This is a genomic window from Methylobacterium sp. EM32 (assembly GCF_040593685.1).
Lineage (GTDB): Bacteria > Pseudomonadota > Alphaproteobacteria > Rhizobiales > Beijerinckiaceae > Methylobacterium.
In genome coordinates, this window is the sequence record NZ_JBEXZS010000151.1 from 1 (window position 1) to 26,359 (window position 26,359).

Here is a 26,359-nt window from a genome sequence, read left to right on the forward strand (position 1 = left end):
CGGGCGGCGCAACGGGTGCGACCGGTGCTGCGGGTGTGACTGGGGCGACGGGCGCCGCTGGTGCGACCGGTTCCGCCGGCGCGACGGGTGCGACCGGATCGGACGGCGCGACGGGTGCGACCGGTTCCGCCGGCGCGACGGGTGCGACCGGTTCCGCCGGCGCGACGGGTGCGACCGGTTCTGCCGGTGCCACGGGCGCGACCGGTCCTGTCGGTGCCACCGGCGCGACCGGACCGGAGGGGCCCACGGGTGCGACCGGACCGGTGATCTGCTTCGCGTCGGGAACGATGATCCTGACGCCGCAGGGCGAGCGCCCGGTCGAGGCCTTGCAGCCCGGCGACGCCGTCGTCACGGCCGCCGGGGAGACGGTCCTGATCCGCTGGGTCGGCCGCCGTCACGTCGACCTGCGGCGTCATCCGCGGCCCGAGCGGGCCCAGCCGGTCCGGATCGCGGCGCACGCCTTCGGTCCCGGCCTGCCGCACCGCGACCTCGTCGTCTCGCCCGGCCACGCGCTCTTCGTCGAGGACGTGCTGATCCCGGCGGGCGTGCTGATCAACGGCACGACGGTCGCCCAGCTCGATCGCGCCGACATCCTCTACCACCACGTGGAACTGCCGGTTCACGACGTGCTGGTGGCCGACGGCCTGCCCGCCGAGAGCTACCTCGATTGCGGCCAGCGCGGGACCTTCGAGAACCACGACGGCCCGGTCACCCTGCACCCGGACTTCGTCGCGGTGGCCTTGAACCTGGAACTGGCCTGCGCGCCGTTCCTGCTCCACGGCCCGGTCGTCGACCGCGTCCGGGCGCGGCTCGCCGCGGCCGAGGTCGCCCGTGAGGTGAAGCCGGCGCGCTCGCTCGTCGCGCGCCTCCTGCGGCGGGCCTGACCCGCGCCGGGCCTTGGGGCCGGTCCCTTGGGCCGGTCTTCTGGCCGGCCCGACGAACCCGCCCGCGGCGCCCCTTCACGGTGCGCCGCGGGCCTTGTCTCGCAATGGTGGCGCCCGAGGGCGCAGAGCCGGTACCGGATCGTCCTCACCGGTTGCGGGCCAGCGCCTTCACCTCGCAGACGAGCCACGGATCCCGCTCCTCGCTGGCGGTGTCAGCGTCGCCCCTTTCCCGGACGACTGTAGCGACAGCGGAAGGAGATCCGGGATCCAGCAGAGGAAGTGCTGCGAAGCGGCTCTATCTTTTCAACGCTGCAGACCGACGGACGCTTCGCGACGTCTTGTGCTGGATCCCGGATCTCCTTCCACTTCGTTTCAGTCGTCCGGGAAAGGGGGGGATCATGAAGACGAGCCATTCCACGCGCTTTGGCCGTCGCATCCGCATGCCGTCATCGCCGCCATGACCCAGTCCCGCGACGCGTCCCTCCTCGCACGATCGGGGCTGTTCGACGTCAACCACTACCTGCTCGAATCCCCCGACGTCGTCGCGGATGGCGGCGATCCGCTGGAGCATTTCTGCCGGTTCGGCGCCCGCGAGGGCCGGCGCCCGAACCTCTACTTCGATCCGGCCTGGTACGCAGGCCTGTATCTCGGCGGGAATCCCGACGGCGTGAACCCGGTCTGCCACTATGTCCGGGTCGGCGAGCGCGCGGGGTTCCGGCCGGCCTGCACCTTCGATCCGGCCTGGTACGCGCGCACCTATGGTTTGAAGTCCAGCACCTCGGCGCTCCGGCACTACCTCGCCCACCGCCGCAGCCAGCGTTACGCGCCGAACGCCCTGTTCGACCTCGCCTTCTACCTGGAGCGCCACGGCGCCGAGATCGGCCGCAACCGGGACGCCTTCGCGCATCTCCTGCGCCACGGGGCGCGGCGCGACCTCGACCCTTGCGCCGGCTTCGACGCCGCGGCTTATCGCGCCCGCCACGGCCTCCCGAGAGTGCCCGCCTCGGCGCTCATCGCGGACCAGGAGGCCTGCAACCCCGTGATCCACCACCTCAAGCGCGAGGCGGCCGAGGCGCAGGCCCGCCGCGCGCACGGCGATGGCCCTCCGTGGTGGCGGCGGTTGCTGCGCCGCCGGTGAGCGGCACGCCGGCCTGGAGCGGCCGGCGTGCCAATTGCGCCTAGAGCACTTCACGATTGCGTTGCAATCGCGAAGCTCTCTAGCTCTTTGATTTTGCCGCATTTTCTTCGACGGACCGGCGTCCACTTCGTCGGAAAATGCTCTAATACGGCTTCGGCTTCATCAGCGTCCCGCGGGTGGAGAGGAACGCCACGACGATCCACGGACAGACGAACACCAGGAAGAACAGCAAGCCCATCACGAGCCTCCTCTCGGTTGTGTCACGCTCAACCCCATCAATGCCGCGCGGCCGGCGGGGGTTGCACACCGGCCGCGCGACGAGAGCCGGGCTACTCGCTCCCGGCCGGCTCGTCGGTGTCCCGGGCGCGGTGGAGCAGGAAGATCGACACCACCATCACCAGGATCAGCCCGGCGAGCACCCCGAGCTCGATCATCGAGGCGCGGAACAACGCCTCCTTCTGCGGGGTCCAGGCCGATTCGTGCATCTGCTCGGCGGTCTGTAGCGTCAGGACGAGGACGCGCCGGATCGAGGCGATCAGCCCGACGATCAGGAACGGCTCGCAGGTCAGCTTGCCCGAGCGCATCGACACCCGCACCGTGTGCAGGATCTCGACCAGCATCAGCAGGAACAGCAGCCGGTCGACCACGTCGAGGAGCTGCGCGGCAGCCCCCACCGACGTGACCGCCTTCAGGGTCATGCCGGCGGCATCGACCAGCGCCATCACGGCGGTGAGCGCGAGCAGCACGCCGAGGGCGGCGTAGATCGCGTGCTCGGTGTGCAGGAAGACGAAGGCGGAGAGCCGCGTCAGGCGCCCGCCCTCGGCTTCAGCCTTCTCCAGTTTCGCGGTCTCGACCATGGCTGTCTCCGGAGGGCGTGGCGGGATCGTTCAGCTCAGCGAAGGGGGGCAGCGCAGGGGAGGTCAACGCAGTGCTCTGGGCATGCGGAACGGCAGCATCAGGCGCACCAGCGGGTTGGTGAACCGGTCGAGGTCGAGGGCCTCGTGCACCGGCCGCACCGCCTCGCCGCAGATCCGCGCCGAGAGCAGCGAGCGCGAATAGAACGGCGCGTCCTCGAACTTCCGCACCACGGAAGCCCGGCCGTCGTCGCTGCGGGTGGCGCGGGGCAGGCGCCACAGCGTCGGCGGCAGGGCGGCCGGACCGGGCGGCTCGATCGGGCGCGGGGTGCCGTCGGGATCGAAGCGCAGGGACAGGTCCTGGCGGCTGCCGTCGCGGCGCTCGACGTCGTAGAGGATCGCCGCGCCGCGTCGGAGCGTCGAGCGCGACCAGGTCCAGCTCCGGAACGACTCCTCGAGGGGGACGTCGCCGTCGTTGGTGTCGAAATAGGCGTGGCCGTTCCAGCGCAGGGACGGCCGGTCGAGCGCCACTTCGATCCGCGAGGACGGCGCGAGCGGCCACCAGCGGTGGCGCCCCTCCGCGTCGAGGGTGAAGGGGCCGGGCGTGATCCCGGCCGGCCGCACCCGGATGGTGCCGGAGAGCCGCGAGGGTAGGGGGCTCGTCACCTCGTCGACCCGGATGGTCAGCTCCGTGCCGTCCCACTCCATCGCGCTCGGCCCGATGGCGAGCGACGTCGCGTTGCGGGCGACGCTGGCACGGCCGCGCTCGGTCATCGCCCAGGCCTTGGGCCTGCCGTACAATACCACGTTGACGGCGGAGTGGTTGATCGGGTCCCCGCGCCCGCTCCAGGCATAGTAGGGCGAGAACACGCTGCCGAGGAACGCGATCACGGTGATCCCGTGCTGCCCGTCGTCGCTGACGCCGTCGACGTACCACCAGGCATAGCCGCCAGGCGGCACGCTCAGGTCGAACCGAGGTCCTTGAGCCCGAGATCCTGCATCACGCTCGCCGCCGCGAGCCGGCCCGATTGCGCCGCCATCGGCACGCCCGGCCCCGGATGGACGCTGCCCCCCGCGAGATACAGCCCCGGCAGCCGCGTCCGCGCCCCCGGGCGGCGGAACGACGCCATCCAGCCGTGCGAGGCCCGGCCGTAGAGCGCCCCGCCCGTCGCCGGAAACAGCGTCTCGAACTCCGCCGGATTCGTGGTCGTCCGCGCCGTCTCGGCGATCGTCAGGCCGCAGGCGGAGAGCCGCCGGCTCATCGTGTCGTGGCATCGGGCGATCTCCTCACGGGACAAGGCGGCGCCGCGGGCGGGCGCGTTGACGAGGCAGAGCAGGGCTTCCGGGGACCGGTCGGGCACGCCGTCGTCCTGGCGGTCTTGCGCGCAGACATAGACGGTGGGGTCCCGCGGCAGGCGGCCGGCCCGGGTCAGGTCGGCGAACTCGGCCGCGTAGTCGGGCGAGAAGAACACGTTGTGGCGCACGAGGTCGAAGCCGGACGGCCGGCCCGCCACCGCGAAGGTCACGGCCGAGAGCGAGCGCTCGCCCGCCGGCACCGGATCGACCGCCCGGGCCGGTTCCCTCCCGAACAGCCCGTCGGCGAGCGCCGCCGCGTCGGCATTGGCCACCACCCGGGTCGCCGGCAGCCGCTCGCCGGTGTCGAGGGCGACGCCGGTCACGCGCCCGCCCGCGACGACGATCTCCGTCGCCGCCGCTCCGTAGCGCAGGACAGCGCCGCGCTCGGCAGCGAGATCCGCGACGGCGGCGGCCAGCCGCGACAGCCCGCCGGCGACGGTCCAGACCCCCTCCATCTCGACATGGGCGACGAGCATCAGCGTCGCGGGGGCCGAGTAGGGCGAGGAGCCGCAATAGGTGGCGTAGCGGCCGAAGAGCTGGCGCAGGCGGGAATCGCGAAAATGCTCGCCGAGCGCGGCCCAGAGCGTGGTGAAGGGCTGGATCCGCATCAGCCCGCCCAGGCCCCTGGGACCTGCCCGCATCGCGAGATCGACGGGGCTCGGCCGCTGGCCGCGGATGAACGGGCCTTCCAGGGTGCGGTAGATCTCCGCGGCCCGATCGCGAAAACGCCGGAAACCCTCCGCCTCGCGCGGGCCGGCGAAATCCGCGATCGCCGCCTCGGAGCGGGCGGGATCGGCGAAGAGGTCGAGGCGCTCAGCGCCGCTCCAGGCGTGGCGGGCGAGCACGGAAGCGGGGCTGAGGGCGACGCGGGAGGCGAGATCGGCGCCGCACTCGGAAAAGATCTCGTCGAAGACCCAGCGCATGGTGAAGACGGTGGGACCGGCCTCGACCGCGAGCGGACCCGCCTGGACCCGGCGCATCTTGCCGCCGGGCGTCGGCTCCTTCTCGACCAGCGTCACCGGCAGGCCGGCGGCGGCGAGCGTCAGGGCGGCGACGAGCCCGCCGATTCCCGCCCCGATCACCACCACGCGTTCGTCCGCCACGCCGTTGATCTCCCGCCGCAACAGTGTCAATCTAAATTGACAGTCTGAGATGTTCAAACGAAATGACATCCGGGAGAGACGTCATGATCGCGGGAATCGGAGCGACGGGGACCGTGGACCACGGGCGGCGCATCGAGCGGGCGCTCGACGTGGCCGTGTCCTACGCGGAGGCGCCGGGCGCGCCGCCGCGCCTGGCGGAGGCGATCCGCTACGCGGTCTTCCCGGGCGGCCACCGGATCCGGCCCCGCCTGTGCCTCGCGGTGGCCCGCGCCTGCGGCGACGACGACCCGGCCGCCTCGGACGCGGCGGCCGCCGCCATCGAGCTCCTGCACTGCGCCTCGCTGGTCCATGACGACCTGCCCTGCTTCGACGACGCGGCGCTTCGGCGCCAGAAGCCGACGGTCCACGTCGCCTACGGCGAGCCGGTGGCGCTCCTCACAGGAGATGCCCTGATCGTCCTCGCCTTCGAGACGCTGGCCCGCGGCGCGGCCCGGACCCCGACGCGGCTCGCGGCCCTCGTCGGGCTGGTGGCCCGGGCGGTGGGCTCGCCCGCCGGCATCGTGGCGGGGCAGGCCTGGGAATCCGAGCCGCAGGTCGGGCTCTCGGTCTACCAGCAGGCCAAGACCGGCGCGCTCTTCGCCGCCTCCACGGTGACGGGCGCGGCGGCGGCCGGGGCCGAGCCGATGGGCTGGCGGCTGCTCGGCGAGTATCTCGGCGAGGCCTACCAGGTCGCAGACGACCTGCGCGACGTCGCCTGCCGCCAGGAGGAGATCGGCAAGCCGGTCGGGCGCGACGTGACCCTCGGGCGGCCGAACGCGGCGGCCCTGCTCGGCATGGACGGGGCGCTGCGCCGCCTCTCCGACCTCGCCCACGAGGCGATGGCGGTGATCCCCGACTGCCCCGGCGTCGCGGCCCTGCGCGAGGAGATCCTGGCCCAGACGCGCCTGTTCCTGCCGGCGCGGCTGGCGCAGAGCCTGGTGGTGGCGTGAGGGTGATGGCCGGGATGGCCCACGCGCGAGGGGGGGCGCTGCGCGTCCTGAACCCTCCCCCCTCTGCGGGGGAGGGTGCCCCGCGGAGCGGGGCGGGAGAGGGGCAGCGCGACGCTGTTCCAGGGGGCGCCCGTCGTCGTGGTCGCGACCTCTCCGGAAGCGTGGTTCCCCTCTCCCGACCCCTGCTGACGCAGGGGCCACCCTCCCCCGCAGAGGGGGGAGGGTCATGAAGCTCGGCCCGCACGCCCTTCCGGCCACCCCGGTTGCGTCTCCCCCCTGGTATGAGCGCTACCTCGCCTGGCGCCACCGCCTGATCGCCAGCCCGCGCTTCCAGCGTTTCGCCGCCGCCTTCCCACCGACCCGCGGGATCGCACGGCGCAACGCCCGGACCCTGTTCGATCTCTGCGCCGGCTTCGTCTATGCGCAGGTGCTCGCCGCTTCCTTGCGCCTCGACCTGTTCCGGATCCTCGCCGACGGCCCGCTCGCGCCCGAGGACCTGGCCCGCCGCCTCGACCTGCCGCCGGACCGGGCGCTGTGCCTGCTGCGCGCCGCCGCCTCCCTCGGTCTCCTGACGCATTTGCGCGACGGGCGCTTCGCCCTCGGCGACCTCGGTGCGGCGCTCCTCGGCAACCCCTCCGTCGCCGCGATGGTGGCCCATCACGCCATGCTCTACGACGATCTGCGCGATCCCGTGGCGCTGCTGCGCGGCACCGGCGGACCCACGCGGCTCTCCGGCTACTGGGCCTATGCGGGCACCGACGATCCGGCCGGGATCGACGAGGACGCGGTTGCCCCCTACGGCGCGCTGATGGGCGCCTCGCAGGCCCTCGTCGCCCGCGACATCCTCGAGGCCTATCCGCTCGGCCCTCACGCCCATCTCCTCGATGTCGGCGGCGGCGAGGCCGCCTTCGCGATCGAGGCGGCGCGGAGCGCCCCGTCCCTGCGCGTCACCCTGTTCGACCTGCCGCCGGTCGCGGCCCGCGCCGGGCGCCGCTTCGCCGCGGAAGGACTGGCGGAACGCGCCACGGCAAGCGGCGGCAGCTTTCACGATGGGCTGCCACCGGGAGCCGACGTGGTGTCACTGGTGCGTGTCGTCCACGACCACGACGACGGGCCCGCCCTCTCCCTCCTCAAGGCCGCCCGCGCGGCCCTGCCCCCCCGCGGCACGCTGCTCCTCGCCGAGCCGATGGCCGGCACTCCCGGCGCCGAGCCGGTCGGCGACGCCTATTTCGGCTTCTACCTCCTCGCCATGGGCAGCGGCCGGCCGCGGAAAGCCGCCGAGCTGACCGCGATGCTCGAAGCCGCCGGCTTCGCGCGGGTGCGCGAGCACCGGACGCGTCGACCGATGTTGGTCCGCCTGCTCGTCGCGACGGCGCCCTGACAGGTCATCCGTCTCAAAAGTGTAAAGCAAACTTGACGCACGTAGTTGTCCATCTAAGATGACGAATGCCGCGCGAAGCGGCCGATTTCGCGAGAGGGGCCGTACCGCATGCACGCGCAGGCCGTGATCCTCGACCGTCCCGAACGGCTCGGCCTCGCCCGGCTCGCTCTCGACGCACCCGGGCCCGCCGACGCGACCGTCGAGGTCGCCTGGAGCGGCATCAGCACCGGCACCGAGCGCCTGCTCTGGTCGGGCCGGATGCCGAACTTTCCCGGCATGGGCTACCCGCTGGTCCCGGGCTACGAATCGGTCGGTCGCGTGGTCGAGGCGGGCCCCGATTCCGGCCGCCGCGTCGGCGAGACGGTGTTCGTGCCGGGCGCCCGCTGCTTCGGGCCGGTCCGCGGGCTGTTCGGGGGCGCGGCCTCCCACCTCGTCTCCGCCGGCAGCCGGCTGCGGCCGATTCCCGACACGCTCGGCGAACAGGGCATCCTGCTGGCGCTCGCCGCCACCGCCCGTCACGCACTGGCCGGCAGCGCAGGCTCCGGGCGCCAGCTCATCGTCGGCCACGGCACCCTCGGGCGCCTGCTGGCCCGCCTCGCCCGGATCGGCGGCCTCGACCCGGTGGTGTGGGAGCGCGATCCCGCCCGCCGCGACGGCGCCGAGGGCTACGAGGCAATCGACCCGGGGCAGGACGAGACGCGCTACGCCCGCATCATCGACGCGAGCGGCGATGCCGGCCTCCTCGACACGCTGATCGCCCGGCTCGCGCCCGGCGGCGAGGTGGTGCTGGCGGGCTTCTACGAGGCGCCGCTCTCCTTCGCCTTTCCGCCCGCTTTCTTACGCGAGGCGCGCATCCGCGTCGCGGCGCAGTGGCAGCCCGAAGACCTCGACGCCGTCGCGATGCTCGCCGGCAGCGGCGCCCTGTCGCTCGACGGCCTCGTCACCCACCGCCGCCCGGCGGCGGAGGCAGAGAGTGCCTACCGCACCGCCTTCGGCGATCCCGCCTGCCTCAAGATGATCCTCGATTGGAGCGCCCGCTCATGAACGCTGTCCTCAACGGCGCCGCTCTCCAGGCCTCCGCCACGCTGCTGCGCGCCGAGGCCGCGATCCCGCCGGATCCGGTTTCCATCACGGCGACCCGCGAGACGCAGATCATCGCGATCTACGGCAAGGGCGGTATCGGCAAGAGCTTCACGCTGGCCAACCTGTCCTACATGCTGGCGCAGCAGGGCAAGCGGGTGCTGCTGATCGGCTGCGACCCGAAGAGCGACACCACCTCGCTCCTCTTCGGCGGCCGGGCCTGCCCGACGATCATCGAGACCTCGACCAAGCGCAAGCTCGCCGGAGAATCGGTGGCGATCGGCGACGTCTGCTTCAAGCGCGACGGCGTGTTCGCGATGGAGCTCGGCGGGCCGGAGGTCGGCCGCGGCTGCGGCGGGCGCGGCATCATCCACGGCTTCGAGCTCCTGGAAAAGCTCGGCTTCCACGAGTGGGGCTTCGACTACGTCCTGCTCGACTTTCTGGGCGACGTGGTCTGCGGCGGCTTCGGCCTGCCGATCGCCCGCGACATGTGCCAGAAGGTCATCGTCGTCGGTTCGAACGACCTGCAATCGCTCTACGTCGCCAACAACGTCTGCTCGGCGGTGGAGTATTTCCGCAAGCTCGGCGGCAATGTCGGCGTCGGCGGCCTCGTCATCAACAAGGACGACGGCACCGGCGAGGCGCAGGCCTTCGCCGAAGCGGCCGGCATCCCGGTCCTCGCCTCGATCCCCGCCGACGACGACATCCGCAAGAAGAGCGCGAATTACGAGATCATCGGCCGGCCGGACGGGCGCTGGGGCGCGCTCTTCGCCGAGCTCGCCGACAATATCGGCACGGCCCTTCCGCATCAGCCGAAGCCGCTCTCCCAGGACGCGCTGCTCGGCCTGTTCAAGGGCGAGGCGGTCGGGCGCGGCGTGGTGCTCGATCCGGCGAGCGACGAGGACATGCGCGGCCGACCGGTCGTGCAGAAGCCGTCCCTCGAAGTCGTCTACGAGGCGGTCTGACCATGGGCGCCTCCCTCGACCTTGCGGCGCTCCGCGCGAGAACGCCCGTCGATACCCCGGTCAACCTCGCGGCGACGCGCCAGGACGGGCTCGGCTGCCATTCCGGCAAGGAGACGATGCGCCAAGCGGCAGAATCCGCCGGCATGGGCGAGACCATGGAGGCGCTGAAGCGCGACTATCCTGTCGGCCCGCACGACCAGCCGCAGAGCATGTGCCCGGCCTTCGGCTCGCTGCGGGTGGGCCTGCGGATGCGTCGCACTGCCACGATCCTGTCGGGCTCGGCCTGCTGCGTCTACGGCCTCACCTTCACCTCGCATTTCTACGGCGCGCGGCGGACCGTCGGCTACGTGCCGTTCAACTCCGAGACGCTCGTCACCGGCAAGCTGTTCGAGGATATCCGCGACGCGGTCCACGCCACCGCCGATCCGGCGCTCCACGACGCCGTGGTGGTGATCAATCTCTGCGTTCCCACGGCGTCGGGCGTGCCGCTGCGGCTCCTGCCGCGGGAGATCGACGGGGTGCGGATCATCGGCATCGACGTGCCGGGCTTCGGCGTGCCGACCCATGCCGAGGCCAAGGACGTGCTCGCCGGCGCGATGCTGAAGGTCGCACGGGCCGAGGCCGAGCACGGCCCGGTCGCGGCGCCGCGCCAGCCCCGGGACGGGCGCCCGACCGTGGCGCTCCTCGGCGAGATGTTCCCGGCCGATCCGATGCAGATCGGCGCATTGCTCGAACCGCTCGGCCTCGCCGCTGGCCCGGTCGTCCCGACGCGGGAATGGCGCGAGCTCTACGCCGCCCTCGACTGCGCGGCGGTGGCGGCGATCCACCCGTTCTACACCGCCTCTTTGCGCGAGTTCGAGGCGGCGGGTCGCCCGGCGGTCGCCTCCGCCCCGGTCGGCTTTGAGGGCACTGCCGCCTGGCTCGACGCGATCGGGGAGGCCTGCGGCGTCGCCCCGTCCGCGGTCGCGGCGGCCAAGAACCGCTTTCTGCCGGCGATCCGCGGCGCCCTGTCGGCGAACCCGATCCGCGGCCGGATCACGCTCACCGGCTACGAGGGCTCGGAGCTGCTGGTGGCGCGCCTCCTCGTCGAGAGCGGCGCCGAGGTTCCTTACGTCGGCACCGCCTGCCCGCGCACGCCCCATTCCGCGGCCGACCGCGACTGGCTCGAGGCGCATGGCTGCCGCGTGCAGTTCCGCGCCTCCCTGGAGCAGGACCTCGCGGCGGTCGAGGAATTCCGGCCCGACCTCGCCGTTGGCACGACGCCGGTGGTGCAGAAGGCCAAGGAGCGGGCGATTCCCGCGCTCTACTTCACGAACCTCATCTCGGCCCGCCCGCTGATGGGCGTCGCCGGCGCCGGGTCGCTCGCGCAGGTCGTCAACGGCGCCATGGGGCAGCGCGAGCGCTTCGACGCGATGCGCTCGTTCTTCGCCGGCGTCGGCACCGGCCACGCCGCCGGGATCTGGGAGGACGTGCCGCCGAAGCGCGCCGCTCCCGAGACGCCCATCGGGGAGACGGTCTGATGCTCGTCCTCGATCACGACCGCGCCGGCGGCTACTGGGGCGCCGTCTACGTCTTCACCGCGGTGAAGGGGCTCCAGGTCGTCATCGACGGTCCCGTCGGCTGCGAGAACCTGCCGGTGACCTCGGTGCTGCACTACACCGACGCGCTGCCGCCGCACGAATTGCCGATCGTCGTCACGGGGCTGGCGGAAGAGGAACTCGGCCGTCACGGGACGGAGAGCGCGATGCGCCGCGCCCACGCGACGCTCGACCCGACCCAGCCCAGCGTCGTCGTCACCGGCTCGATCGCCGAGATGATCGGCGGCGGCGTGACGCCCGAGGGCACCAACCTCCAGCGCTTCCTGCCCCGCACCATCGACGAGGACCAGTGGCAGGCCGCCGACCGGGCGATGTCCTGGCTCTGGCACGAATACGGGGCGAAGAAGGCGGCCAAGAAGGGGGTGATTCCGCCCCGGCCGGAGCGCGCGCCCGGGGTGAAGCCGCGGGTCAACCTGATCGGCCCGGCCTACGGCACCTTCAACATGCCCTCCGACCTCGCCGAGATCCGGCGCCTGGTCGAGGGCATCGGGGCCGAGGTGAACCTGGTCTTCCCGCTCGGCACGCATCTCGCCGACATCCCGCGCCTGGTTCAGGCCGACGCCAATATCTGCCTCTACCGCGAGTTCGGACGCCTTCTCTGCGAGGCCCTCGACCGGCCCTATCTCCAGGCGCCGATCGGCGTGCACAGCACGACCAAGTTCCTGCGCGCGCTCGGCGAGATCTTGGGGCTCGATCCCGAGCCGTTCATCGAGCGGGAGAAGCACACGACGCTGAAGCCCTTGTGGGATCTCTGGCGCTCGGTGACGCAGGACTTCTTCGCCTCGGCGAGCTTCGGCATCGTCGCGACGGACACCTACGCCCGGGGCCTGCGCCACTTCCTCGAAGACGAGATGGGCCTGCCGTGCCGGTTCGCGGTCTCGCGCAAGGCCGGCGCCAAGCCCGACAACGCGGCGGTCCGCCAGGCCATCCGCGAGACGCCGCCGCTGGTCCTGTTCGGCTCCTACAACGAGCGCCTCTACCTCGCCGAGTGCGGGGGCAAGGCGGTGTTCATCCCGGCCTCATTCCCCGGCGCGGTGGTGCGGCGCCATACCGGCACGCCGTTCATGGGCTACTCGGGCGCGACCTACCTGGTGCAGGAGGTCTGCAACGCGCTGTTCGACGCGCTCTTCCACATCCTGCCGCTGGCGCGGGACATGGACGCCGTCGAGGCGACACCCGCCCGCACGCATAGGACCCTGCCCTGGGACGACGAGGCGCGCCTGCGCCTCGACGCCTCGGTCGAGGCGAGCCCGGTCCTGGTGCGGATCTCCTTCGCCAAGCGCCTGCGCGACGCCGCCGAGCGCGAGGCGGCCCGGGCCGGGTCCGAGAGCGTGACCGGCCCCTGCGTCGAGCGGGCCCGCGCCGCGCTCGCGGCGGCCTGACGCCATGTCGATCGACGCGGCGAAGGCCGCGCCGGTCTCGTCGAGATGCCTCGCGGAGCCTCGCGAGCAGGGAGGAGATCAGACGCCATGAGAGCCGAGACCATGTCCCGTCCGTTCGTCACGGTTTCGCGGTCGCGTTCGGAAGCGGTCCAGTTCCGGGCCATCCTGGCGGCGACCTACCCGGTCTTCCTCGTCGCCGCCGTGCTGCAGCGCCTGCGCCCCGGCGCGCCCGTCGCCGGCCCGCGCCGCTCGATCTTCGGCGAGGCGCGGGTGATGGCGCTGTCGGCGATCCCCTTCGCCTTCATGGGATGAGCGCCCTCGGAGCCGGGCCCCTGATCCGGGCCTGCTCCCTCGGGGCCGAGTTTCCGCCGCCATCATGCGCGGCGGAGAGACCGCCCGTCCATCGCGGCCGGGCAACCCCGCGCGGGAGCCCCCGCGTGGATCCGCATCCGGAGGTTCGGCAATGGCCAACGGCATGGACAAACCCAGCGTACTGTCAGGACTCACCGAAGAGGAGGCGAAGGAGTTCCACGGCATCTTCGTCACCAGCTTCATCATCTTCACGGCGATCGCGGTCGTCGCGCACTTCCTCGTCTGGCTGTGGCGGCCCTGGCTCCCCGGGCCGAACGGCTATTCCGCGCTGGAGGACGGCGTGAAGGTCGCCGCCCACGGCATCCTGCCCTTCATCTCGTAGGCAAGGACTTTCCGCCATGCACAAGGTCTGGCTTCTGTTCGACCCGCGCCGCACGTTGGTGGCCCTGTTCACCTTCCTGTTCGTGCTCGCGCTGATCATCCACTTCATCCTGCTCAGCACCAACCGGTTCAACTGGCTGGAGGGCCCGGCGGCGAAGCGGGCGGAGGCGATCCCCCACAGCCTCGTCCTGCCGACCTGACCGGCCGGCGGATCCGCGCCCTCGCGTGAGGGCGCCCTCGCACCGCGGACGGGCGTCAAGCCCCGCCCGCGGCCACCACGCTTTCGCGGACGGGGAGGGCCGCGCCCATGGCCATGCTGAATTTCGAGCGCAAATACCGGGTCCGCGGCGGCACTCTGCTCGGCGGCGACCTGTTCGACTTCTGGGTCGGCCCGTTCTACGTCGGCTTCTTCGGGGTGACGGGTCTGTTCTTCACCCTGCTCGGCACCGGCCTGATCGTCTGGGGCGCGGCGCTCGGCCCGACCTGGAACGTCTGGCAGATCAACATCGCGCCGCCCGACCTCAAATACGGGCTGGCGTTGGCGCCCTTACGCGAGGGCGGCCTGTGGCAGATCATCACCTTCTGCGCCATCGGCTCCTTCGGCTCCTGGGCCCTGCGCGAGGTCGAGATCTGCCGCAAGCTCGGCATCGGCTACCACGTCCCCTTCGCCTTCTCGGTCGCGATCTTCGCCTACGTCACGCTGGTAGTGGTCCGGCCCATGCTGATGGGCGCCTGGGGCCACGGCTTTCCCTACGGGATCCTCAGTCACCTCGACTGGGTGTCGAACGTCGGCTACCAGTACCTCCACTTCCACTACAACCCAGCGCACATGCTCGGCGTGACGTTCTTCTTCACGACGACTTTCGCGCTGTCGCTGCACGGCTCCCTGATCCTATCCTCGACCAACCCGCCGAAGGGCGAGGTGGTCAAGACGCCGGAGCACGAGGACACCTATTTTCGCGATACGATCGGCTACTCGATCGGCACGATCGGCATCCACCGGCTCGGCCTGTTCCTCGCCCTCTCGGCCGGGTTCTGGAGCGCGGTCTGCATCGTCATCAGCGGTCCGTTCTGGACCCGCGGCTGGCCCGAATGGTGGGGCTGGTGGCTGAGCCTGCCGATCTGGCGCTGAGTCCCGTCCACGTTCCCGCGAATTCACCCTTCAGAAGGCATCCGCCGCCATGGGGTATTACCAAAACATCTACACGCAGGTGCAGGTCCACCCGCTCCACCCGGAGGCCGGCGTCGAGATCCCGGAGATCGAGAACCGCGTCGGCCAGGGCGGCTTCAACTACCTCGCCGGCCTCGTCGGCAACGCGCAGATCGGGCCGATCTATCTCGGCACCCTCGGCACGCTGTCGCTCGCGAGCGGGTTCATCGCCTTCGAGATCATCGGCCTCAACATGTGGGCCTCTGTGAACTGGGATCCGGTCCAGTTCATCCGCCAGCTGCCCTGGCTCGCCCTCGAGCCGCCCCGACCGGAATACGGGCTCAAGATCCTGCCGCCGCTCGCCGAGGGCGGGTGGTGGCTGCTCGCCGGCTTCTTCCTCACCGCCTCGATCATCCTGTGGTGGGTGCGGCTGTTCCGGCGCGCCCAGGCGCTCGGTCTCGGCTACCACGTGCCCTGGGCCTTCGCCTCGGCGATCTGGCTCTACCTGGTGCTCGGCTTCATCCGGCCGATCCTGATGGGGAGCTGGAGCGAGGCGGTGCCGTTCGGGATCTTCCCGCACCTCGACTGGACCGCGGCGTTCTCGCTGCGCTACGGCAACCTGTTCTACAACCCGTTCCACATGCTCTCGATCGTCTTCCTGTACGGGTCGACGATGCTGTTCGCCATGCACGGCGCCACCATCCTGGCGGTCAGCCGCTACGGCGGCGAGCGCGAGATCGAGCAGATCGTCGATCGCGGCACCGCGACCGAGCGCGCCGCCCTGTTCTGGCGCTGGACCATGGGCTTCAACGCCACGATGGAATCGGTCCATCGCTGGCTGTGGTGGTTCGCCTTCCTGACGACCCTGACCGGCGGCATCGGCATCCTGCTCACCGGCACCGTCGTCGACAACTGGTACCTCTGGGCGGTCAAGCACGGGGTCGCACCGCACTACCCGCAGATCTACGGCCCGGTGGTGGATCCGCTCGCCAATCCGGGAGGCACGCCATGAGACTAGCGCTCCAACTCCTCGGCGTCGTGGTGGCGGTGCTGCTCACCGGCGCGATGTTCGGCACCGCGGGCTGGACCCGGCCCCCGGTCCGCTCCGAGCAGACGGGTTTTCGCGGGACCGGCATGGTGCAGGTGCAGAATCCCCGTACCCTGGCTGCCCAGATCGAGGCCCAGGCCGCGCCGGCGCCGCAGGACCCCGTCCCGCCCGGCGGCGAGCCGGCGACGCAGACCTACCAGAACGTCAAGGTGCTGACCGACCTCTCGACCGACCAGTTCAACCGCGTGATGGCCTCGATCACCGAGTGGGTCGCTCCCGAGCAGGGCTGCGCCTATTGCCACAACGTCGAGAACATGGCCGACGACAGCGTCTACGCGAAGACCGTGGCGCGCTCGATGCTCCGGATGGTCCGGCACATCAACGCCGACTGGAAGAACCACGTCGGCGAGACCGGCGTGACCTGCTACACCTGCCACCGCGGCAACCCGGTACCGACGGCAGTCTGGCACAACAATCCCGGCCCTCCCCACGCGCAAGGCTTCGCGGCGCGCGACGGCGGCCAGAACCACCCGGCGCCGGAGGCCGGCCTGACCTCGCTGAACTACGATCCCTACAAGGAGCTGCTCGGTGACAAGGACATCGACCAGAACGCTGTGCGGGTCGCGGCGAAGACCGCCCTGCCGACCAGTCCCTCGAAGCCGCTCCAGACCACCGAGCGGACCTACGCCCTGATGATCCACATGGCGGAGGGTTTGGGCGTCAACTGCACCTACTGCCACAACAGCCGCGCCTTCTCCTCCTGGGAGGAGAGCACGCCGAAACGCGTCACCGCTTGGCACGGCATCCGGATGGTGCGCGACATCAACGGCAACTTCATCGAGCCGCTGACGCCGGTGCTGCCCGAGGCTCGGCTCGGGCCGGAGGGCGATCCGCCGAAGGCCAACTGCACCACCTGCCACCAGGGCCTGGCCAAGCCCCTCAACGGCGCGCAGATGCTCAAGGACTACCCGGAACTCGCCGGAGGGCCGATGCCGAAGGCGCCGTGAGGCTGGCCTCCGCGAGACACACCGAAAAGGCCCCGGTTCCGAGAGGAGCCGGGGCCTTTTCGCATCCTTCGGACCGATGACGCACAATCGATTGCCTGCGATCGGGCTGTAGTTCCGGGAGCCGGTACCGTCTGCGGATTATCGCTCATCTCATGACGATTTGCCGCATCGGCGGAATCCAGGTTTCGCGGAGTTGGACTGACACGTGCGACGGCGGATGTCCGCCCGTGCGCCCGTCAACCCGCGCCCATTCGAGGGCGTCTCACGGAGGCAACGGCCATGGGCGATTCCGGCCTGATCTACATGCTCGCCTTCACGACCTTCGCGTTGGTCATCCTGTTCCTGATCTGGCAGCGGATGCGCGTCCAGCGCGCCAAGGAGACCGGCGAGCGCTCGAGCTTCACCGACCACCACGGCGGCGCGCCGCGGCCGCACCAGGGGGTGGATCCGCGGTAGGGAACGCCGCCAAGCGTCTCGCACCCGTCATGACGCTCGGGGTCAGCCTGGGTTTCTCGACAGTTTCGACACCCGCCATCGTCATCCCGGGGCCGCGCAGCGGAACCCGGGATCCATAACCGCTGATCGTTCAGAATGAGGCGGAGACTGTTCCGCCTGGGTCCGAAACACCTGAGTTTCTGGATTCCGGGCTCCGCTACGCGGCCCCGGAATGACTCAGAGGGTGTCAGTTCTGTGGAAGCCGATCGAACGGGCGGTGACAGCAGCCCCTCTCACCGCCCATCTGCCCGCGCCACCGCGCGCTTGATCACCTGCTGCACCTCGACGTTCGACAGGAAGAGGTCGTGGTTGATGAGGCCGCTGCCGTATTCAGACGCGTCGGCGACGCGCACGCCGAGCGCCTCCAGCCTGCTGCGGTCCGCCGCGCCCGCCCGCACCACGCCGCCCGCGATCGTGCTCGACAGTTCGAGTGCCCGGTCGTTGGTCGAGGAGATCACGGTGATCTTCTGCGCCGCGGTGCCGAGGCGCTCGATGCCGTTGGTGAACAGGTCGATGTCGATGTCGGGCGCGGCGAGGACGATCGCGCCGATCCGGTCCAGCGCCGCCTCGCCGGCATCGGCCCGCAGCATGCGCAGGGTCTCGAGGGTGAGCAGCGTGCCCATCGAGTGCGCCACGATGTGGATGCGCCCGCCCTGCGCGGTCGCGAGCGCCCGCAGCAGGTCCTCGAAGGCGTCGCGCGACCACAGGGCGCTCTCGCGGTCGTAGCCGTAATCGAAGGTCTTGCCCGCCGAGGGCCAGGTGAACAGGCCCGACACGCCGCGGAAGCGGATGCCGTCGGAGAGCTGCGCCGCGCTCACCGCCGCGGTCTCGAACGATTCGCGGTAGCCGTGGACGTAGAGCAGCACGTCGCGGCCGAGCGCGGCTTCCGCGAAGGCGGTGGCGGCCTCGGGGCCGGTCACGACGCGCGGCGCCGAGGCGATGCGCCAGTCGCCGGTGACCACCGACGATACCTTGCCGATCAGCGAGCGGTCGGGCGCCGAGAGGCGCACGGTCGCGAAGGCGAGGCCGCGGCCGCGCTGGTCGGTGAAGTAGGGCGGGCGGCCGGCGGGATCGGCCGGGCGGCGGGTGGTGGCGATGAGGAGCACCGGGCTGACGTCGAGGGCCGATTGCTTCTCCGGCCCGGGCGAGTCGCCGATTAGCCCGTCGCCGAGGCAGCCGCCGAGCGACAGGCCGGCGAGGGCGGAGAGGCCGAGGCGGGCCAGGGTCCGGCGCGTCGGCGCAGGCTTCGCTGTCATGTCGTCCCACTCGTCGCCGGCGGCGCCGGCACCTGCCCGCGCTTTCAGGACGGCGATGCGGCATGATCGTGGCCGTGGCGCGTCGCGCCTGGGCAAAGCCGCGCCTGTTGCCCGAAGGTCACGCGTTGTCCGCCCTTCGTCCACAGCCTCAAGCTCTCGACGGACGGGCGGCGAGCCGGCAGAACGCTGTCATGACCGTTCCGGCCCCCGACCTCGCCCAACTCCTGTCCGGCAACCGCGCCGCCCTCGCCCGCGCCATCACGCTGGCTGAATCGAAGCGGGCCGATCACCGGGCCGCGGCCCGCGACCTCCTCGACGCCGCCCTGCCGCATGCCGGCAAAGCGGTGCGGGTCGGCATCACCGGCGTGCCGGGGGTGGGCAAGTCCACCACCATCGACGCGCTGGGTGCCGCCTTGACGGCGCGGGGCCACAAGGTGGCGGTGCTGGCGGTCGATCCGAGCTCGTCGCGCACCGGCGGCTCGATCCTCGGCGACAAGACCCGGATGGCGCGGCTCGCCGTCGATCCCAACGCCTTCATCCGGCCCTCGCCCTCCTCGGGCACCCTCGGGGGCGTCGCCGCCAAGACCCGCGAGACGATGCTGCTCTGCGAGGCCGCCGGCTTCGACGTGGTGCTGGTGGAGACGGTCGGCGTCGGACAGTCCGAGACCGCGGTCGCCGACCTCACCGACTTCTTTCTGGTGCTGATGCTGCCCGGCGCCGGCGACGAGTTGCAGGGGATCAAGAAGGGTATCCTCGAACTCGCCGACATGATCGCCGTCAACAAGGCCGACGGCGAGGAGGGGATGCGCCGCGCCACCGCCGCCGCCGCCGAGTACCGGGCGGCGCTCCACATCCTGACCCCGGCGAGCGCCACCTGGGCGCCGCCGGTCACCACGATCTCGGGGTTGTCGGGCCAGGGGCTCGATGCTCTCTGGGAGTCGGTGCTCGACCACCGCCGCAAGCTCACCGCCACCGGCGAGATCGCCGCGAAGCGCCGGAGCCAAGACGTGAAGTGGATGTGGGCGCTCGTCCACGAGCGGCTGCACCAGCGCCTCACCGGCAGCGCAGAGGTACGTCGGCAGACAGCGGAGGCCGAGCGGATGGTGGCGGCGGGCGAGCGCTCGCCCGCGGCGGGGGCCGACCTGATCGCCGAAACGGTCGGGCTGTAGCATCAGTACCCGACGGTGAAGCGCCGGCGGATATGCGCCGGACGCTCGATCTCGTCGACCAGGGCGACGGCGTAGTCCTCGTACGAGATGCGGCTGCCGTCCTCGCCGACGAGCAGCTGGTCGCCGCCGAGGCGGAACTGGCCGGTGCGGTCCCCCGGCCCGATCAGGGCGGAGGGCGACAGGAAGCTCCAGTCGAGGTCGGTCACGCCGCGCAGGGCGTCGAGGAAGATCGCGCCGCGCAAAGCCTCGTCCTTGTAGGCGGCCGGAAACTCGGGCTGGTCGACGAGCCGCTGCCCCGGCGCCACCTCCAGCGAGCCGGCGCCGCCGACCACGAGGTAGCGCGTGACCTTTGCGTCCCGCACGGCGCTGATCAGCGCCTGCGGGTCGGTGTCGGCGAAGCGCACGGCGCTCACCACCGCGTCGTGCCCGGCGAGCAGGCGGCGCAGGCCCGCGGGCTCGCGCACGTCGCCGGCGAGGGCCTCGACCTGCGGGGGATCGCTCCTCCCAGGGTTGCGGCTGATCGCGGTGACGCGGTGACCCCGCGCGACCAGTTCGGCGACGAGGCGCGCGCCGACATTCCCGGTCGCGCCGATGACGGCAACCTTGGCCATGATGCACTCTTGGTTCGGTTTCGCGATCTGGTCTATGTTCAAGACCATGGACAGAGCTAGTTCGCAGCGACCGGCCGCGCAAGACGTCATCGTCGCGGGACCAGGTCAGCGGGCGGTGACCATGGGATGAGACACGTGCTCGACGAGATCAGGCCGGCTGACGCACAGAAAAACTCTTGCCCGATCCGCGATGTGCTGGACCGGATCGGCGATCAATGGAGCCTCCTGGTGCTGGCGACGCTGAATCCGGGGGTGAAACGGTTCAGCCAGCTCGAACGCGAGATCGGCGACATCTCGAAGCAGATGCTGTCGAAGACCCTGCGCCGGCTGGAGCAGGACGGCTTCGTGGCGCGGGAGGTCCATGCCGAGGTGCCGCCCCGGGTCGAGTACCGGCTGACGGCACTCGGGCGCTCGTTCCTGGAGCCGATGCGCGCGCTGATCCGCTGGGCGGAGGCGAATCAGGCGGCGATCGTGGCGGCGCGGCGGGGAGCGCAGTAGCCCAAGGGACCGTTTCCGGGCGGCGAAGAGTCCGCGATCAGTTCACCCGCGTCCGCGTGTTCCCCTTTCCCGGACGACTGGAACGAAGTGGCAAGAGATCCGGGATCCAGCACAAAAAGTCGCGAAGCGTCTGTTAGTCTGCAACGTTGCTGCATTCAGAGCCGCTTCGCGGCACTTCTCATGCTGGATCCGGATCTCCTTCCGCTTCGCTGCTCTCGTCCGGGAAAGGGGGGCGGAAAAGAACGTTTCTCCGATGAATCTGGGCCGTTCCCAGCCTCAGCCGTATCGAACCTTCTCCATGCCGGTGCCATGTGGCGCGTGGTCGGGCAAGGCCCTCACGCCTTCTCCCACTGGCTCTCGATGATGGTGTAGACCTTGTCGCTCAGGTTGATGTCCATCTCGACGAGACCGAGCGTGGCCTTCACCCGGCTCAGGGTTTCGGCGAGCTCCTGCACCGGCTCGGGCACCCGGCGCTCGGGGAGGGCAGGCCCCGCGATCTGCAGCACGTCGGTCAGCATCGCCGTGTAGGCGCCCCAGAAATGCTGGTGGCCGATGACGTGGAAGCGCGACAGCGCATCGATCGCCAGCGTCCAGTGGCCCGGCTTCATCGCCTCGCCCGGAAAGGTGCAGGAGAGGTCGCGGGTGAGCGGGTTCTCCAGCCAGGCGAAGGTTTCGAGGTCGATGCGGTCGAAGCCCTTGCGCAGGGCCGAGAGGCTGCCGAGGTCGAGGCTGGCCGCGAAGGCGCAGGGACCCTGCAGATGGTCGACGCGCCAGCTCTGCACCGGGTCCTTGCCGATCTCGGCCATCCGGCGCAAGTACAGGATGCGCTTGGCGAGCTCGACATACGGATCGACGACCAGGATCGTCTTCACGTACTCGCCGGTCTGGATCACGTCCTCGTAGCGCTTCAGCAGAAGGCTGCCCTGCAGCAGCATCGAGTCGCTGTACTTGATGTCGATGATGCAGCGCAGGAGGTCGAAATGGATGTCGTGGACGCCGAAATACGCCATGGCGAATTCCGGAAAGAGCATGTCGCGGGCGGTGTTGTCCTGGTTGATCGTGTAGTCGAGCGCGAGGACGCGGGCCGGGCGGTAGGCGGCGTCGGCGCGGTGCCGGTAGAGCAGGATGTTGGTGTCGGCGTCGTAGATGTCGTAGCGCCCGGCCTGGTCGAGGCCGGGGCAGCTCGCGCCGTCGAGCTTGAAGCCGCAGATGCCGTGGGCGTGCCAGCCGAACTCCTTCAGCTGCGGGTAGTGGACCCACGCCTCGATCACGGTTTCCTGGGTCCGGTCCATGACCACGCGGACGCGCGGCGTGCGGCGCATGTCGTCGGGGGCGATCCAGAGCTCGAAGCTCGCCGGGCCGACGACGTTGAAGTTGAATCGCATGCTGCTTGCTAGGCTGAAGACGGCGTCGCGGCAAGGTCGCGGCGTGCATGCCGGCGCGACCCGGGCGCGCGCCCGCGAACCTGGCAGCTCCGGCACGCGGGATCATCCTCGCGGTGGGCAGGCGAGCGGGGGCTCTTGCGGCCGCGAGGCCGGCGGGTGTTGATGCGGCCATGTCCGACCTCTTCGCCTCCGCCGGCCTCGACCGCGACGCGCCACGCCCCCTCGCCGACACCCTGCGGCCGACGAGCCTCGCCGAGGTGGTGGGGCAGGAGCACCTGACGGGGGAGGGGGGCGCGCTGACCCGGCTCCTGCGCGGGCGCAACCTCGGCTCGCTGATCCTGTGGGGCCCGCCCGGCACCGGCAAGACCACGGTGGCGCGGCTGCTGGCCGGCGAGACCGACCTGCATTTCGAGCAGATCTCGGCGATCTTCTCCGGCGTCGCCGAACTCAGGAAAGTGTTCGAGGCGGCGCGGGCCCGGCGGGCGGCGGGCCGCGGCACGCTGCTCTTCGTCGACGAGATCCACCGCTTCAACCGGGCCCAGCTCGACGCCTTCCTGCCGGTGGTCGAGGACGGCACCGTCACCCTCGTCGGCGCCACGACCGAGAACCCGTCCTTCGAGCTGAACGCCGCGCTCCTCTCCCGCGCCCGGGTGCTGGTCTTCCGCGCCCTCGACGAGGCGGCGGTCGCCCGGCTCCTCGACCGCGCCGAGGCGGTGACCGGCCGGGCGCTGCCCCTCGACGCGCAAGCCCGCGCGGTGCTGGTGCGGATGGCCGACGGCGACGGGCGGGCGGCCCTGACCCTCGCCGAGGAGGTCTGGCGCTCGACCGGGCCCGATGAGATCCTGGACGCAGCCCTGCTGCAGGAGCTGATCCAGCGCCGGGCCCCCGTCTACGACAAGGCGCAGGAGGGCCACTACAACCTCATCTCCGCCCTGCACAAGACGATCCGCGGCTCGGATCCGGACGCCGCCCTGTACTATCTCTGCCGCATGCTGGATGCCGGCGAGGACCGGCTGTTCATCGCCCGCCGGCTGGTGCGGATGGCGGTGGAGGATATCGGGCTCGCCGACCCGCAGGCCCTGGCGGTGGCGAACGCCGCCAAGGACGCCTTCGACTTCCTCGGCTCGCCGGAGGGCGAGCTGGCGCTGGCGCAGGCGGCGGTCTACCTCGCGACCGCCCCGAAATCGAACGCGATCTACACCGCCTACAAGGCCGCGGCCCGCACGGCCAAGGAGCACGGCTCGCTGCCGCCGCCCCGCACCATCCTCAACGCGCCGACCAAGCTGATGCGCAAGCTCGGCTACGGCGAGGGCTACCGCTACGACCACGACGAGCCCGACGCCTTCTCGGGTCAGGATTACTGGCCCGAGCGCTTGGGGAGGCAGCGTTTCTACACGCCGACCGACCGGGGCTTCGAGCGCCGCGTCGCCGAGCGCCTGGAGTGGTGGGAGGCGCGGCGCCGGGAGCGCACCGGCGAGGATTCGTGACGGCTGTGTGAACAACCTGACAAACAGCCGTTGACGTAGGGCTCATCCCTCGTTCACCTTGAGGGCATGAGACCGAATCTTTCCTTCTCGCACGGTCCGGCAGGATGACGGCGCGAGTTCTCTCCATCGCCAATTGCAAGGGCGGCACCGGCAAGACGACGTCTGCCGTCAACCTCGCGGCCGAGCTCGGAGCCCGCGGCTACCGGGTCCTGGTGGTCGATCTCGATCCGCAGGGCCATTCGGGACTGGGTCTCGGCGTCACGGCGCGGCGCGGCTCCCCCAACGCCCATACGCCGCTGCTGCGCCATCCGACCAGCCTCGACGCCGCCGTCCAGGCCACCGACGAGGACAACGTCTCGGTGGTGCCGGCCGACCGGGGCTTCGACGGGCAACTCGGCCACGGCGACATCCGCTGCCTGTCCGATGCTCTCGCCTCCTTGCGCCGCGTCCACGACCTGGTGCTGATCGACGTGCCGCCGGCGGCGGCGGCGCTCACGGTCTGCGCCCTGATGGCGAGCGACGGCGTGATCGTCCCCACCACCCTCGATCCCCTCGGCCTCGAGGGTGTGCGCCAGTTCGCCCGCTCCTACCACGACACGATGCTACGCTTCCGCGCCGCGCCGCTGGGGCTCGCCATCGCGCCGATGCGCATCGACCTGCGCACCAATGTCGAGCGGGAGACTCTCGGGCAGCTCCGCACCGCCTTCGGGCCGGGCCAGATGGTGCGGGGGGTGCGCACCGACGTGGCGGTGAGCGAGGCCTTCGCCCAGCGCCAGCCGTTGCGGCGCTGCCGCCCCCGCGCCCGCGCGACCGAGGATTTCTCCTGTCTCACCGACGACCTGGTGCAGCGCTTCAGCATCGATTGCGGCGCCGCCTTCGCGGAGGCGCCCTACGGCCGCCAGGAGGGGTTCTCGCGCGGGATCTCCTGGCGATGACGGGATATATCGGGGTCGACGGGCAGGCCGTGATTCGCCGGACGTGACGGGGACGACCGCGGATGCTACGAGCCGCCGCATGACGAAGCCTCCTTCTCGCGGCGGTTCCGGGCGGTCGCGGACCGGCCCGGGCGGACCCGCCTCGGGCCGCCCGCCGCGCGCCCGCACCGGACCGCGCAACACCGCCCGCGACGCCGCCGAGCGCGCCGCCGGCCTGGTGGTCTCCAACCGGGCTGCGCCCGGCAAGTCCGCCCATGGCAAGTCCGCCCATGGCAACTTCGCTCCCGCGAAGTTCGCTCCTGCCGGAGCCGCTCCTGCGCGCCCCGCCTTCGGCCGCGATATGGGCGACACTTCGCCCTGGGAGCGGGACGAGGGCCCGGCCCGCGCGCCGGCCGGCAAGTTTCCGGCCAAGCCCAAAACAGACAAGCCCAAATCGGATAAGCCGAGATCGGACCGTCCGCGCACCGGCGCAGCGACCCGGTCCGGGACCGAGGACCGCGCCCCGGCCCGGCCGCGCCGCGACGAGCGCCCGGATTCCACCGAAGCCCCGCGCAGCCGCGGGCCGGCGGAGCCCAAGGCCGCGGCAACCACAGCCCCTGCCGCCAAGGCCCCGACCCGGCGCGCTTTGCGCGAGGCAACCGCCGAGGCGCTGGCGACCGGTGTGCAGACCCTGGAGGTGACGCCGGACGAGGCCGGGATGCGGATCGACCGTTTCCTGTCGGCCCGCTTCCCGCAATTGCCCTTCACCCGCATCCAGAGCCTGGTGCGCAAGGGCGAATTGCGCGTGAACGGCAAGCGCGCCAAGGCCGCCGACCGGGTCGAGCCCGGCGCCAGCGTGCGCGTGCCGCCCTTGAGCCTGGAGGCGCGTCCGTCGGCGCCGAACTCCCCCCGCGCCGAGGGCGATCTCGCCTTCCTGCGCTCCCTGATCCTCTACGAGGACCAGGACATGATGGTGCTCAACAAGCCCTTCGGCCTCGCGGTCCAGGGCGGCTCGGGCACCACCCGCCACGTCGACGGCCTCCTGGAGGCGATGCGCGACAAGGACGGCCAGAAGCCGCGCCTCGTCCACCGCCTCGACAAGGATACGGCGGGCTGCCTCATCATCGCCAAGACCCGGCTCGCCGCGGCGACGTTGGCCAAAACCTTCCGGTCGCGAGCGGCGCGCAAGATCTACTGGGCGCTCGCCGCCGGCGTGCCGAAGGTGCGCCAGGGCCGGATCTCGACCTACCTCGCCAAGGAGGAGATCGGCGATGCGGATGCCCGCATGCGGGTCGCCAAGCACGGCGACGAGGGGGCGAGCCACGCGCTGACCTACTACGCCGTCGTCGACCAGGCCGGGCAGAAGCTCGCCTGGCTGTCGCTGAAGCCGGTCACCGGGCGCACCCACCAGCTGCGCGCCCACGCCGCCCATATCGGCCACCCGCTGGTCGGCGACCCGAAATACTTCGACATCGAGAACTGGGAGCTGCCCGGCGGCCTGCAGAACCGCCTGCACCTGCTCGCCCGGCGCATCGTCATCCCGCATCCGCGCACCGCCAAGCCGATCGACGTGACGGCGCCGCTGCCGCCGCACATGGCGCAGAGCTGGAACCTGCTCGGCTTCGACGCCGCCCGCTACGACCCGATCGTCGAGGCGCCGGAGGCGTGACGCTTACGGCCGTCCAGCCCAAGGCCGCCCGTCGGGACTCGGCCCTTGGCAGGACGGCCGCGCGCCTTATTCTCAAGGTGGGCCGCCGCCGCCGCACCAGCGCGGGCCGTCAGCGGCCCGTCCGGGAGTGAGACAAGCCAGATGAGACCCGCCGCGCTCGCCAGCCTCGGCCTGATCGGATTCCTCGCCTGCGCCGGAACGGCGCTGGCCCAGACCGCCCCCGCGACCCCCGCCCCCGTGCCGGCCC

Annotated in this window: 26 protein-coding genes; 20 read left to right on the forward strand and 6 right to left on the reverse strand. The window is 71.4% G+C overall.

The genetic code is table 11. The annotated features are described in order from the left end of the window. Positions 1 to 263 precede the first annotated feature (263 nt). Complete coding sequence (locus ABZT49_RS20565; RefSeq protein ID WP_355288529.1) at positions 264 to 884, forward strand: Hint domain-containing protein; 621 nt, start codon at positions 264 to 266, stop codon at positions 882 to 884. A gap of 457 nt (positions 885 to 1,341) precedes the next feature. Then, positions 1,342 to 2,022 (forward strand): hypothetical protein, encoded by a 681-nt coding sequence (locus ABZT49_RS20570; RefSeq protein ID WP_355288531.1) that lies wholly within the window; start codon positions 1,342 to 1,344, stop codon positions 2,020 to 2,022. A 329-nt stretch (positions 2,023 to 2,351) separates the two neighbouring features. Here ABZT49_RS20570 and ABZT49_RS20575 read toward each other — a convergent pair whose 3' ends face one another. The 3 genes from ABZT49_RS20575 to crtD form a co-directional block, all read right to left on the reverse strand. Then, positions 2,352 to 2,879 carry a phosphate-starvation-inducible PsiE family protein gene (locus ABZT49_RS20575; RefSeq protein ID WP_093569683.1) on the reverse strand — a complete coding sequence of 176 codons (528 nt, stop codon included), beginning with the start codon at positions 2,877 to 2,879 and terminating at the stop codon, positions 2,352 to 2,354. Positions 2,880 to 2,942: 63 nt separating this feature from the next. Then, positions 2,943 to 3,836, reverse strand: coding sequence for a carotenoid 1,2-hydratase (locus tag ABZT49_RS20580; RefSeq protein ID WP_355288533.1), 894 nt, complete (start codon positions 3,834 to 3,836; stop codon positions 2,943 to 2,945). A 2-nt stretch (positions 3,837 to 3,838) separates the two neighbouring features. After that, positions 3,839 to 5,335 carry a 1-hydroxycarotenoid 3,4-desaturase CrtD gene (gene crtD, locus ABZT49_RS20585; protein ID WP_355288535.1) on the reverse strand — a complete coding sequence of 499 codons (1,497 nt, stop codon included), beginning with the start codon at positions 5,333 to 5,335 and terminating at the stop codon, positions 3,839 to 3,841. Positions 5,336 to 5,448: 113 nt separating this feature from the next. On the opposite strand from crtD, the gene ABZT49_RS20590 reads away from it, so the two are divergent. From ABZT49_RS20590 to ABZT49_RS20650, 13 genes are all read left to right on the forward strand, one after another. Continuing rightward, positions 5,449 to 6,324 carry a polyprenyl synthetase family protein gene (locus tag ABZT49_RS20590; protein ID WP_109974862.1) on the forward strand — a complete coding sequence of 292 codons (876 nt, stop codon included), beginning with the start codon at positions 5,449 to 5,451 and terminating at the stop codon, positions 6,322 to 6,324. 226 nt (positions 6,325 to 6,550) lie between these two features. After that, complete coding sequence (locus ABZT49_RS20595; protein WP_355288536.1) at positions 6,551 to 7,705, forward strand: methyltransferase; 1,155 nt, start codon at positions 6,551 to 6,553, stop codon at positions 7,703 to 7,705. 108 nt (positions 7,706 to 7,813) lie between these two features. Continuing rightward, on the forward strand, positions 7,814 to 8,749 hold the full coding sequence (gene bchC / locus ABZT49_RS20600) for a chlorophyll synthesis pathway protein BchC (RefSeq protein WP_355288538.1): 936 nt from the start codon (positions 7,814 to 7,816) through the stop codon (positions 8,747 to 8,749). Beyond that, positions 8,746 to 9,750, forward strand: a complete 1,005-nt coding sequence (locus ABZT49_RS20605; RefSeq protein ID WP_355288540.1) for a chlorophyllide a reductase iron protein subunit X — start codon at positions 8,746 to 8,748, stop codon at positions 9,748 to 9,750. The genes bchC and ABZT49_RS20605 overlap by 4 nt, the downstream gene beginning before the upstream one ends. 2 nt (positions 9,751 to 9,752) lie before the next feature. Then, a complete protein-coding gene (bchY, locus tag ABZT49_RS20610) occupies positions 9,753 to 11,270 on the forward strand; it encodes a chlorophyllide a reductase subunit Y (RefSeq protein ID WP_355288542.1) in 1,518 nt (505 codons plus the stop codon). Next, the gene (gene bchZ / locus ABZT49_RS20615) at positions 11,270 to 12,730 is read left to right on the forward strand and encodes a chlorophyllide a reductase subunit Z (protein WP_355288543.1); all 1,461 of its coding nucleotides are present in this window, start codon (positions 11,270 to 11,272) and stop codon (positions 12,728 to 12,730) included. The genes bchY and bchZ overlap by 1 nt, the downstream gene beginning before the upstream one ends. Positions 12,731 to 12,817: 87 nt before the next feature. After that, on the forward strand, positions 12,818 to 13,042 hold the full coding sequence (locus tag ABZT49_RS20620; protein WP_355288545.1) for a hypothetical protein: 225 nt from the start codon (positions 12,818 to 12,820) through the stop codon (positions 13,040 to 13,042). A 151-nt stretch (positions 13,043 to 13,193) separates the two neighbouring features. Then, positions 13,194 to 13,424 (forward strand): light-harvesting antenna LH1, beta subunit, encoded by a 231-nt coding sequence (gene pufB, locus ABZT49_RS20625; RefSeq protein ID WP_093569676.1) that lies wholly within the window; start codon positions 13,194 to 13,196, stop codon positions 13,422 to 13,424. 16 nt (positions 13,425 to 13,440) lie between these two features. Then, positions 13,441 to 13,623, forward strand: a complete 183-nt coding sequence (gene pufA / locus ABZT49_RS20630) for a light-harvesting antenna LH1, alpha subunit (RefSeq protein WP_109974855.1) — start codon at positions 13,441 to 13,443, stop codon at positions 13,621 to 13,623. Positions 13,624 to 13,730: 107 nt separating this feature from the next. After that, positions 13,731 to 14,555: a photosynthetic reaction center subunit L gene (gene pufL / locus ABZT49_RS20635; RefSeq protein WP_355288548.1), complete on the forward strand. Its 825-nt coding sequence runs from the start codon at positions 13,731 to 13,733 to the stop codon at positions 14,553 to 14,555. Positions 14,556 to 14,604: 49 nt separating this feature from the next. Then, complete coding sequence (gene pufM / locus ABZT49_RS20640; protein WP_355288549.1) at positions 14,605 to 15,585, forward strand: photosynthetic reaction center subunit M; 981 nt, start codon at positions 14,605 to 14,607, stop codon at positions 15,583 to 15,585. Then, positions 15,582 to 16,628 carry a photosynthetic reaction center cytochrome PufC gene (gene pufC / locus ABZT49_RS20645; RefSeq protein ID WP_355288551.1) on the forward strand — a complete coding sequence of 349 codons (1,047 nt, stop codon included), beginning with the start codon at positions 15,582 to 15,584 and terminating at the stop codon, positions 16,626 to 16,628. The genes pufM and pufC overlap by 4 nt, the downstream gene beginning before the upstream one ends. 279 nt (positions 16,629 to 16,907) lie before the next feature. Then, the gene (locus tag ABZT49_RS20650) at positions 16,908 to 17,084 is read left to right on the forward strand and encodes a hypothetical protein (RefSeq protein WP_177303150.1); all 177 of its coding nucleotides are present in this window, start codon (positions 16,908 to 16,910) and stop codon (positions 17,082 to 17,084) included. A gap of 272 nt (positions 17,085 to 17,356) precedes the next feature. Here ABZT49_RS20650 and ABZT49_RS20655 read toward each other — a convergent pair whose 3' ends face one another. Next, positions 17,357 to 18,379 (reverse strand): alpha/beta fold hydrolase, encoded by a 1,023-nt coding sequence (locus tag ABZT49_RS20655; protein WP_355288553.1) that lies wholly within the window; start codon positions 18,377 to 18,379, stop codon positions 17,357 to 17,359. Between the two features lie 191 nt (positions 18,380 to 18,570). Between ABZT49_RS20655 and meaB the strand changes: the two genes are divergently transcribed. Continuing rightward, positions 18,571 to 19,548, forward strand: coding sequence for a methylmalonyl Co-A mutase-associated GTPase MeaB (meaB, locus tag ABZT49_RS20660; RefSeq protein WP_355288555.1), 978 nt, complete (start codon positions 18,571 to 18,573; stop codon positions 19,546 to 19,548). Between the two features lie 2 nt (positions 19,549 to 19,550). Here meaB and ABZT49_RS20665 read toward each other — a convergent pair whose 3' ends face one another. Beyond that, the gene (locus ABZT49_RS20665; protein WP_355288557.1) at positions 19,551 to 20,159 is read right to left on the reverse strand and encodes an NAD(P)-dependent oxidoreductase; all 609 of its coding nucleotides are present in this window, start codon (positions 20,157 to 20,159) and stop codon (positions 19,551 to 19,553) included. A 126-nt stretch (positions 20,160 to 20,285) separates the two neighbouring features. Here ABZT49_RS20665 and ABZT49_RS20670 point away from each other — a divergent pair, with 126 nt between their 5' ends. Next, positions 20,286 to 20,657, forward strand: coding sequence for a helix-turn-helix domain-containing protein (locus ABZT49_RS20670; protein ID WP_355288559.1), 372 nt, complete (start codon positions 20,286 to 20,288; stop codon positions 20,655 to 20,657). A gap of 335 nt (positions 20,658 to 20,992) precedes the next feature. On the opposite strand, the gene ABZT49_RS20675 is transcribed toward ABZT49_RS20670, so the two are convergent. Further along, positions 20,993 to 22,042, reverse strand: coding sequence for a hypothetical protein (locus ABZT49_RS20675; RefSeq protein ID WP_355288561.1), 1,050 nt, complete (start codon positions 22,040 to 22,042; stop codon positions 20,993 to 20,995). A gap of 170 nt (positions 22,043 to 22,212) precedes the next feature. On the opposite strand from ABZT49_RS20675, the gene ABZT49_RS20680 reads away from it, so the two are divergent. The 3 genes from ABZT49_RS20680 (at position 22,213) to ABZT49_RS20690 (ending at position 26,112) form a co-directional block, all read left to right on the forward strand. After that, positions 22,213 to 23,529, forward strand: a complete 1,317-nt coding sequence (locus tag ABZT49_RS20680; RefSeq protein ID WP_355288563.1) for a replication-associated recombination protein A — start codon at positions 22,213 to 22,215, stop codon at positions 23,527 to 23,529. Between the two features lie 104 nt (positions 23,530 to 23,633). After that, on the forward strand, positions 23,634 to 24,464 hold the full coding sequence (locus ABZT49_RS20685; RefSeq protein WP_355288565.1) for a ParA family protein: 831 nt from the start codon (positions 23,634 to 23,636) through the stop codon (positions 24,462 to 24,464). A gap of 79 nt (positions 24,465 to 24,543) precedes the next feature. Then, positions 24,544 to 26,112 (forward strand): RluA family pseudouridine synthase, encoded by a 1,569-nt coding sequence (locus ABZT49_RS20690; protein WP_355288567.1) that lies wholly within the window; start codon positions 24,544 to 24,546, stop codon positions 26,110 to 26,112. The last annotated feature ends 247 nt before the right edge of the window (positions 26,113 to 26,359 follow it).

What these genes read in the sequence shown, in the direction of transcription:
- ABZT49_RS20570 (WP_355288531.1), top strand. Translation starts at nt 1,342, where the DNA reads ATGACCCAGTCCCGCGACGCGTCCCTCCTCGCACGATCGGGGCTGTTC.
- ABZT49_RS20575 (WP_093569683.1), bottom strand. Translation starts at nt 2,879, where the DNA reads ATGGTCGAGACCGCGAAACTGGAGAAGGCTGAAGCCGAGGGCGGGCGC.
- ABZT49_RS20595 (WP_355288536.1), top strand. Translation starts at nt 6,551, where the DNA reads ATGAAGCTCGGCCCGCACGCCCTTCCGGCCACCCCGGTTGCGTCTCCC.
- bchC (WP_355288538.1), top strand. Translation starts at nt 7,814, where the DNA reads ATGCACGCGCAGGCCGTGATCCTCGACCGTCCCGAACGGCTCGGCCTC.
- ABZT49_RS20605 (WP_355288540.1), top strand. Translation starts at nt 8,746, where the DNA reads ATGAACGCTGTCCTCAACGGCGCCGCTCTCCAGGCCTCCGCCACGCTG.
- bchY (WP_355288542.1), top strand. Translation starts at nt 9,753, where the DNA reads ATGGGCGCCTCCCTCGACCTTGCGGCGCTCCGCGCGAGAACGCCCGTC.
- bchZ (WP_355288543.1), top strand. Translation starts at nt 11,270, where the DNA reads ATGCTCGTCCTCGATCACGACCGCGCCGGCGGCTACTGGGGCGCCGTC.
- ABZT49_RS20620 (WP_355288545.1), top strand. Translation starts at nt 12,818, where the DNA reads ATGAGAGCCGAGACCATGTCCCGTCCGTTCGTCACGGTTTCGCGGTCG.
- pufB (WP_093569676.1), top strand. Translation starts at nt 13,194, where the DNA reads ATGGCCAACGGCATGGACAAACCCAGCGTACTGTCAGGACTCACCGAA.
- pufA (WP_109974855.1), top strand. Translation starts at nt 13,441, where the DNA reads ATGCACAAGGTCTGGCTTCTGTTCGACCCGCGCCGCACGTTGGTGGCC.
- pufL (WP_355288548.1), top strand. Translation starts at nt 13,731, where the DNA reads ATGGCCATGCTGAATTTCGAGCGCAAATACCGGGTCCGCGGCGGCACT.
- pufM (WP_355288549.1), top strand. Translation starts at nt 14,605, where the DNA reads ATGGGGTATTACCAAAACATCTACACGCAGGTGCAGGTCCACCCGCTC.
- pufC (WP_355288551.1), top strand. Translation starts at nt 15,582, where the DNA reads ATGAGACTAGCGCTCCAACTCCTCGGCGTCGTGGTGGCGGTGCTGCTC.
- ABZT49_RS20650 (WP_177303150.1), top strand. Translation starts at nt 16,908, where the DNA reads ATGGGCGATTCCGGCCTGATCTACATGCTCGCCTTCACGACCTTCGCG.
- ABZT49_RS20655 (WP_355288553.1), bottom strand. Translation starts at nt 18,379, where the DNA reads ATGACAGCGAAGCCTGCGCCGACGCGCCGGACCCTGGCCCGCCTCGGC.
- meaB (WP_355288555.1), top strand. Translation starts at nt 18,571, where the DNA reads ATGACCGTTCCGGCCCCCGACCTCGCCCAACTCCTGTCCGGCAACCGC.
- ABZT49_RS20665 (WP_355288557.1), bottom strand. Translation starts at nt 20,159, where the DNA reads ATGGCCAAGGTTGCCGTCATCGGCGCGACCGGGAATGTCGGCGCGCGC.
- ABZT49_RS20670 (WP_355288559.1), top strand. Translation starts at nt 20,286, where the DNA reads ATGAGACACGTGCTCGACGAGATCAGGCCGGCTGACGCACAGAAAAAC.
- ABZT49_RS20675 (WP_355288561.1), bottom strand. Translation starts at nt 22,042, where the DNA reads ATGCGATTCAACTTCAACGTCGTCGGCCCGGCGAGCTTCGAGCTCTGG.
- ABZT49_RS20680 (WP_355288563.1), top strand. Translation starts at nt 22,213, where the DNA reads ATGTCCGACCTCTTCGCCTCCGCCGGCCTCGACCGCGACGCGCCACGC.
- ABZT49_RS20685 (WP_355288565.1), top strand. Translation starts at nt 23,634, where the DNA reads ATGACGGCGCGAGTTCTCTCCATCGCCAATTGCAAGGGCGGCACCGGC.
- ABZT49_RS20690 (WP_355288567.1), top strand. Translation starts at nt 24,544, where the DNA reads ATGACGAAGCCTCCTTCTCGCGGCGGTTCCGGGCGGTCGCGGACCGGC.